This is a genomic window from Streptomyces sp. NRRL S-350 (assembly GCF_000719705.1).
Classification (GTDB): Bacteria; Actinomycetota; Actinomycetes; order Streptomycetales; family Streptomycetaceae; genus Kitasatospora.
Genome location: NZ_JOHO01000119.1, coordinates 1 through 7,353, shown reverse-complemented (window position 1 = coordinate 7,353; position 7,353 = coordinate 1). Strand labels below are relative to the sequence as shown.

Genomic DNA, 7,353 nt, shown 5'->3' with positions numbered 1-7,353 from the left:
TTCTGCATGGGCCTGGCACTGTCCCAGTACGAACGCCAGGACAACCCCGTCTACGCGAACGACCCCAGACTGACCACGACCGCCCCCTGACCGCGCCGGAGGCTCCGACGTCCACTGGCTCGTGACGCCGTCTCCCTGACCCAATCTTTCGCAGAATTGCGAAAGATTGGGTCAGGGAGACGGCGTCCAGTGACCTTCCAGCGCCGCTAATGTCGGCCCAGCACGACCTTTGCAGGCCAGTGGCATGAGGTCTCCCAGAACCCGTTGTCCGCGAGAGCGGTCTCGTCGATGCCGGAGATGAGATCGCGAAGCTCTTCCGCCACCTCCTCGTACCTGTCCTCGTCGCCGTCCGCATAGAACGGGAAGCGTTCGATCACCGCGGCCACACACTGGTTGAAGGAGCCGAGATCGCTGTTGACGTGCCGGGCCCTCGCGGAATCGATCGTGGGAATCTGCACCATGTGACCAGTGGCGACGGCGACGGCGATGCGTCCGAACAGGCCACTCGTAGCGATGGCGACCAGCCCCCGCTCACCGATCTCCCCGAGGAACACCGGCTCATCCAGCGGCCGGTACTCGTAGCCGATCAACCCGGCGGGGATGCCGGTCTCACCGAGAACGACAGCGACCTGAGCGGGCGCCTCGGGCGGGGCCTCGACGCGGATCAAGACGAACTCGGGCTTCGGCAACTTCGGCAGGGGCTGACTCGCGGGGAGATCTTCTCCCGAAGGACTGCCCCGGCGATACCCGCGGGCCTGCGAGACAAGGGACGGACTGGTCGCGCTCGGCGCGCTCCAGGCCGTCCTCGATCTGCCCGCGCTCGCGCCGCTCTTCACCTGATATGCCGTGAATGCCTGTGATGTCGCTATCGCTTGCCATGCGACGACAATGTCGCCTCTGGCCTGTGGGCAACTTTTCGAAATGCTGAGCGCAAAACGTGACACTCAGGCATGAAAGCGTCGGTCGGGCGCCTGGTCTCTGGCCGCAGCGCCTGACCGTCTGGTCCGGTCAGGCCGGCGGGACGTTGAGCACCTGGCGCAGGCGCGCGGCGATCTCCCGGTGCGGCCGGACGCGTCACCGCAGCTGCCCTCGTCATCTGGCTCCGCACATGATCGACCGGACGGAACCTAGCTGGATCGACGTACGGCCGGGGTTGGTGGCGTCGCGGGCTTCACGAGGCGGCGAGCGTGGCCACGACATCCTGGGCGCAGGCGGTGGCGGCGGCTTCGGCCTCGGTGGGCGGGATGTCCTTCAGGGTGGCCCCGGAAAAGGTGCCCTTTTCATAGCTGATGGTGATGAGCGCGTTGCGCTGGAGCACCACGAGGTCGGCGTGGCCGTGCCCATTCATGGTGGTGTAGAACAGGTTTGCCTTCTCCCCTATGCCGGGCACGGCCCGGTCGTCAGTGACCTTCATTCCGATGGTGGCCCGGTGCCCGGCCACGGTGGTCTCGTAGAGACTCTCGGCGATCGGGGACAGCAAGACCATGACCTGCATCATGGTCCAGCCTCCGTCATTGCTGTGCCAGCCCGCGCTCGCATTGGTCATGCCCCCGACGTCCTTTTGCTCGCTGCAGGAGGTTCCCTTCGCATAGCGGTCGACCGTCTCGGGGCGAACCAGGGCGCAGCCCGCGGCCAAGGTGGTGTAGGGCGCCGTCGTAGGGCTCGCCGGTCCGGGCGTGACCGGGAGGGTCGGCGCGGGCGAGACGGCCGTCGTGGCCGAGACCGTCGTCGCTGCGGAGACCGTCGTAGCGGCGGAGACGGTCGTCGCGGCCGTCGTCCCCGCGGTCGCCGCCGGGGTGACGAGGTTGGCCACCAGGCCCAGGACGAGCGCTGCGGTGCCCGCCCCGGCCGTGACGCCTCCGAGCAGCCAGGTCCACCGCCGGGTGGGTCCGGCCGGGCGCAGGTCCGCGGGGTCGGGGAGGGTGGCGGGAGTGGGCTGTGGCGGCAGGGAGCGGGTGCCCGGGAGGGTCGGCAGCGGTTGGGTGGCGGGCGGGGTGTCCTCGATCTCGGCCATCTCGTGATGAACCCTTCGGAGGCTGTCAGCCGGCTGACAGGTGATAGGCGGTCAGGGTGGTCCCGTAGCCGACCAGCAGGGCCGAGTCCTGGGCGAGGACTTGCGGGGCCCCTGGCTGCCGGGCGAACGTCTGGTGCCATTGCGGTTTGCCGGCGGCGCTGGTGAGCGACTGCACGGTGATCCCGTCGGCGGCGGTGGGCGCAGTGATCAGGAACGACCCTCCGACGGCGCCCCACACGGTGGCGGCACCGTGTGGCGACGGCCAGGTCCACGCGGTGTGCCCGGTGCGCAGGTCGAGGGCGGACGCGTCCTGCGGGCCGCCGGTCACGACGACGGTTCCGGCGTCCGCGCACCCGGTGATGACGCCGGTGCGCGAGCCGGTCCAGAGCCGGGCGCCCTCGGTGTCGAAGGCTGCCGTCACGACCTTCCCGTCCGTGGCAGTCGGCGCGGTGAGGGGCAGGCAGGTGACCACTCCTCGGCGGAGTGAGAGCGAACCCTGGTAGAAACCGGTGTACGTGGTCCCGGACGGAAGACCGGTGGGCCGGCTCCAGAGCGCGGTTGCGTTCTGGCCGTCCACGGCGGTGAGGGCGAGATCCGCGCCCAGGGCGTACAGCTGGCTCCCGTCCGGCGGCGCGTACAGGTCCTGGGCGTCGAGCGACCAGCGTTGGCGTCCGGTGGCGCTGTCGAGTGCCACGAACCGGAAGGCGCCCTTGGCGAGCCGGGCCGGGTCCCCGAGGAGCGTGACGATCAGTAGCCCCGCCGACGGCATGCCCTGGATGCGGAACGAAGTGCCCAGCGCCGTACTGCTCCACAGTCGGCTCCCTCCGGCCGCGTCGTAGCCGTGCAGCGTTCCGTCCGCTCCGGTGACCAGCAGCAGGACCGGCAGCGGCAGGGCGACGGACTGCGCACCGGGAACCGGGTCGGACGAACGCCAGACCGTGTCGCCGCTGCGCGCGTCGCGTGCCCGCACCGAGCCGTCGGAGTCCACGGACCAGAGCCGCCCGCCGTCGCCGACCGGGACCATCCCCGCCTCCACGGTGCTGCTCCACAGCACCCGTCCATCGGAACGGTCGTAGCCGACGGCCCCCGTGCGGTCCGCGCACACCACCGCCGCCGGTCCGCAGCCGACCGGTGTCATCCCGGCCCGCGGAAGGGTCACCGACCAGGCCGTCGGGGGCGCCCCCGACGTGCCCGGCCACAGCGCCCGGGTGGCACCGCCCGCGGCGGCCGTGGCGAGCAGCGCTCCGCCGAGGACGAGAAGCCGGCGCCGGGTGCCGTTCGGATCGCTCAGCACCCGGGCCAGTTCGCGCTCACGTCGGCGTACGGTCCGCTCCGCGCCTCCCAGCCAGTCGGTGCCGACCGCCGGGCCGTACCGGAAGGCCTCGGCAAGCTCAGCCGGTGCGGGCCGCCGGGCCGGATCCCGGTCCAGACAGCGCACCAGCAGTCCCGTCAGCTCCGGTGGCACTCCGTCGAGGTCCGGAGGCTCCTCGGAGGCCCGGTAGATCAGCACCGCCGGTGGCCCCTCGCCGAAGGGCGTGCGGCCGGTCCCGGCGAAGGCCAGCACGGCGCCCAGCGAGAACAGGTCGCTGGCGGGGGTGAGATCCAGCCCTGCCGCGTGTTCGGGAGACATGAACCCGGGGGTGCCGATGATCTGGCCGCTCGCAGTGGGCAGCGCGTCGGCCGTCGGCTTGCTGATCCCGAAGTCGATGACCCTCGGGCCGTCCCGGGCGACCAGGATGTTCGAGGGCTTCAGGTCCCGGTGGATGATCCGGGCGCGATGGATCGCGGCGAGCGCCTCCACCAGGCCCGCTCCCAGTACCTGCAGCGCGGGCCCGGCGAGTGCGCCGTGCCGTACCACGGCCTCGTACAGCGACGGCCCGGCGACGAACTCGGTGGCCAGCCAAGGGACTTCAGCCTCGGTGTCGGCGTCCACCACCGCCACGGTGTAGGCCCCGTTGACCGACCTGGCCGCCGCCACCTCCTGGGTGAACCTGCGCCGGAACTCGGCGTCGGCCGCGTACTCCGGCTGCACGGTCTTCACCGCGACGGGGCGCCCGCTGCCGGTGGCGGCCAGGTAGACGGCGCCCATGCCCCCCGCGCCGAGCTTTCGCAGGATGCGATAGGGACCGATGCTCTGCGCGCTCATGCGGCGCCGGCCCGGAAGGCGCGCAGCGTTGTGGAGGAGGCGCAGTAGAGCGTTCCGCCGACGGCCGCGGTGGTCCACTGGCCCTCGTCGGAGGCCGGGCGTGACACCCAGCGGACCGCGCCACTGGTGGCGTCCAGGACGGCGGCCCCGGACGACCCGCCCAGCAGGGGGACGCCGAAGAAGCCGTCGCCTGCCGACGGCACCCGGAAGTCCATCCCCGTGCCCGCCGAGGTCGCCGTCGCCACGGTGGAGTGCCACAGCCCTTTGCCGGTCGTGACGTCCAGGCAGTAGGCGGTGCCCAGGTTCCCGGACAGCAGCAGCCTGCCGGCACCCAGTGCACAGCCGAAGACCGCCTGCGGGACGGGGGGAGCCAGCCAGCGCTGCCGCCCGGTGGCCGTTTCCAGGGCCACCACCGTCTGGCCGTTGACGACCAGCAGCAGTTCGCCGGTGCGGATCAGCCGTGAGGGCAGCCCGGCGCCGCCGCCCGCGAGGCCGGCGGCCTGCCACTGGGACGCGCCGGTCCGCAGGTCCACCGCGTGCAGGACGTCACCGTCGCGGTAGTAGCACCTGCCGTCGGCGACCAGGCCCATCGAGCTGCCGGAACCGCTGTACAAGGGCTCATAGTCGCGGGCCATGGGCACCGCCATGTTCTGGGCGACGTCGTGCTGCCACAGCACCTCCCCAGTGCCCGGATCGGCCCCGACGACGACTCCGCCGCCGGCGAAGGCCGTCGGCCGGGCTATCACCACGGTCCGGTCATCCGCGCCGAAGACCCGGATGCTCATCTCGGCGTCCATCCGTTGCTCGGCGGGCACGGTGAGCGGGATCCGGTGGTCCTCGGCCGTGGCGTTCAGCCACACCAGGCTCTTGAAGTCCATGGACGTCCCGTAGAGCAGCCCGTTCTGCGCCTGGAAGAACTGGACGTCCTGGCGGGACCACGCCTGGCGCCCCGTCGAGCCGTCGAGGCCGGTCGCGCCCAGCCCCTGGGACCACCACACTGGGGTGGGCCCGAGGACGGACAGCTGATGGCCGACCGCCACACCGCTGAACGGCCGGCTCCACAGCGGGGCCGGGGCTTCGGGCGAGGGGCTCGCGCCTCCCGTGTCGGCTCCCCATGCGTCCACGGGATTGCCGACCGTGGCCGTCCCGGCGGCCACCCGTGCCCGACGGGTGAGCAGCAGCGGGACGCCGACGGCGGCGGCCGCACCCGCGCCGAGCCCGGCACCGAGGCCGAACAGGCCGCGGCGGCTGAGCGACTGCCACGTCCGCACCGGCAGCAGGGGCGGATCGGCGGGCGGCGCGGCCAGGTCGATCGCGGCCTGCCGCTCCCGGGCGTCGAGGTCGGCCAGCAGGCCTGGACTCAGCAGTGCCGCCGGATCGACCGGAGCCAGTGCGGCCAGCACGGCCGCCGCCGCGGGCCGCCGGGCAGGCTCCTTGTCCAGGCACGCAGCCACCAGCGGGCGCAATACGGCCGGCACACCGGCGAGTTCGGGCTCCTCGTAGACCGCCCGCCGGTTGATCTGCGCGGGCTCACCAGTGCCGAACGGGGCACGGCCGGTGAGCGCGTACACCAGCAGGCAGCCGAGCGAGAACACGTCCGACGAGGCTAAGGTGACGGATGCGGAGACGATGCGCTCGGGAGCGATGTATCCGGGCGTGCCGCACACCATGCCGGTCCGGGTCAGGTGAACGGCGTCAAAGGCACGGCTGATCCCGAAGTCGATGACACGCGGACCGTCCCGCGCGATGAGCACATTGCCCGGCTTGAGGTCACGGTGCACCACTCCCACCGCGTGGATCGCGGCCAGCGCCTCCGCCAGCGCCGCCCCCAAGGCCCGCGCACCCGCCTCGCTGAGCGGGCCGAACCGCCTGACTACCTCGCCGAGCGACGGCGCCGGCAGGTACGACGTGGCCATCCACGGCCGGGGACCACGCGGCTGCGCGTCCACCACGGGCGGCGTGTGGAACCCCGTCACCCGCCTGGCGGCCTCCACCTCCTGCTGGAACCGGCGCTGGAACTGCGGGTCCTCCGCGTACTCGGCCCGGATGACCTTCACCGCGAGCAGCCTCAGTCCGGGCGAGCGGGCCAGGTACACCACCCCCATCCCGCCCTCGCCCAACGGCCGCAGCAACTGATGGGGGCCCACGAACACGGCCGGCTGCGCCGCTATTCCTTCGGTGTCACCATTGGCAGCCACCAAGCCTCCCCAGTATGTCGCCGCCGTCACGGACAGAGTGACACGTACAACTCATCAAGCGGTCTCCCACGGCCCGAACCGCTCGGGCACCGGCCCGGCCGGGCTGTCCCGGACCGTGATGGCGAAAGTACCCGTGTCGTCGATCGCACCGCTCCCGTCCCGTGACGCCGCCCCCATGGCACAGACCACTGTAGGTCGCGGTCGGGCGGGTCCGCACCGGTGCGTTTTCGGCTCAGCACCGGGGCTGCCGGGGATATCGTCTCTGTTCAGCACCATCGCGGCCGGGTGGTGAGCAGTTCCGCCCACACCGTCTTGCCGCCGGCGTCCGCCGAGACGGTGAGGCGTTCCACGACCAAGAGGCCGTAGCCGCCCGGCTGCCCCGGGGCGTCGGGGCGCAGGGGTGGTGGGGTGGTGGGGCCGGGGTGTAGTCGCTGACTGCGACCCGCACCACCCCGGGGCGGTAGTCGAGGACCAGTTCCCGCGGTCCATGGCCGTGGACGAGGGCGTTGGCCAGGAGTTCGGCGGTCACCATCAGGACGTCCTCGCACACCTCCGGCGCCATCCACTGGCCAGGTCCCGCCGGTCCCCACCGGCCCAGGGCCCGGGAGGCGAAATCACGGCCCCGGGTGACGGGCAGGTCCGGGTACCGGCGAAGGACAGCCGCACACGGCGGCGGCGGGTATCGAAGACAGCTCCCATGGCGTGATCCACGAACGGCCGGACCTCTCTCCACCCCGGCGGTTACCCACCGCGACCAACACGACACCCGCACCACCCCGCGCCGCCACCAGCGACTCCGGTGGGCGGCGATGAACCTGGTGTGGGTCGCGGGAGGTTGGGCAGCCGCCGTGGCCGGAGTACCGCAACAGCTGGAGGTTTGTCGTGATCATCAAGAAGCTGCATGACGCGGGTGTGAAGTCCGAGCACGCCTACCTGGCAGGCATGGCGTCGATCGGGTTGTCGTTCGCCTCGTGGATGGTGTCCGTGAAGGCCGA

The 7,353-nt window shown here is 71.9% G+C and carries 4 protein-coding genes; all 4 read right to left on the bottom strand.

What is annotated here, in order from left to right; translation table 11 throughout:
* Positions 1-206: 206 nt before the first annotated feature.
* Positions 207-689, bottom strand: coding sequence for an SUKH-4 family immunity protein (locus IF30_RS0139545; protein WP_234323023.1), 483 nt, complete (start codon positions 687-689; stop codon positions 207-209).
* Between the two features lie 482 nt (positions 690-1,171).
* On the bottom strand, positions 1,172-2,014 hold the full coding sequence (locus IF30_RS48430; RefSeq protein WP_030247771.1) for a hypothetical protein: 843 nt from the start codon (positions 2,012-2,014) through the stop codon (positions 1,172-1,174).
* 25 nt (positions 2,015-2,039) lie between these two features.
* A complete protein-coding gene (locus tag IF30_RS44375) occupies positions 2,040-4,160 on the bottom strand; it encodes a protein kinase domain-containing protein (protein WP_158835945.1) in 2,121 nt (706 codons plus the stop codon).
* Complete coding sequence (locus tag IF30_RS0139530; protein ID WP_158835942.1) at positions 4,157-6,358, bottom strand: protein kinase domain-containing protein; 2,202 nt, start codon at positions 6,356-6,358, stop codon at positions 4,157-4,159. Before IF30_RS0139530 ends, IF30_RS44375 begins: the two co-directional genes overlap by 4 nt.
* Positions 6,359-7,353: the final 995 nt, after the last annotated feature.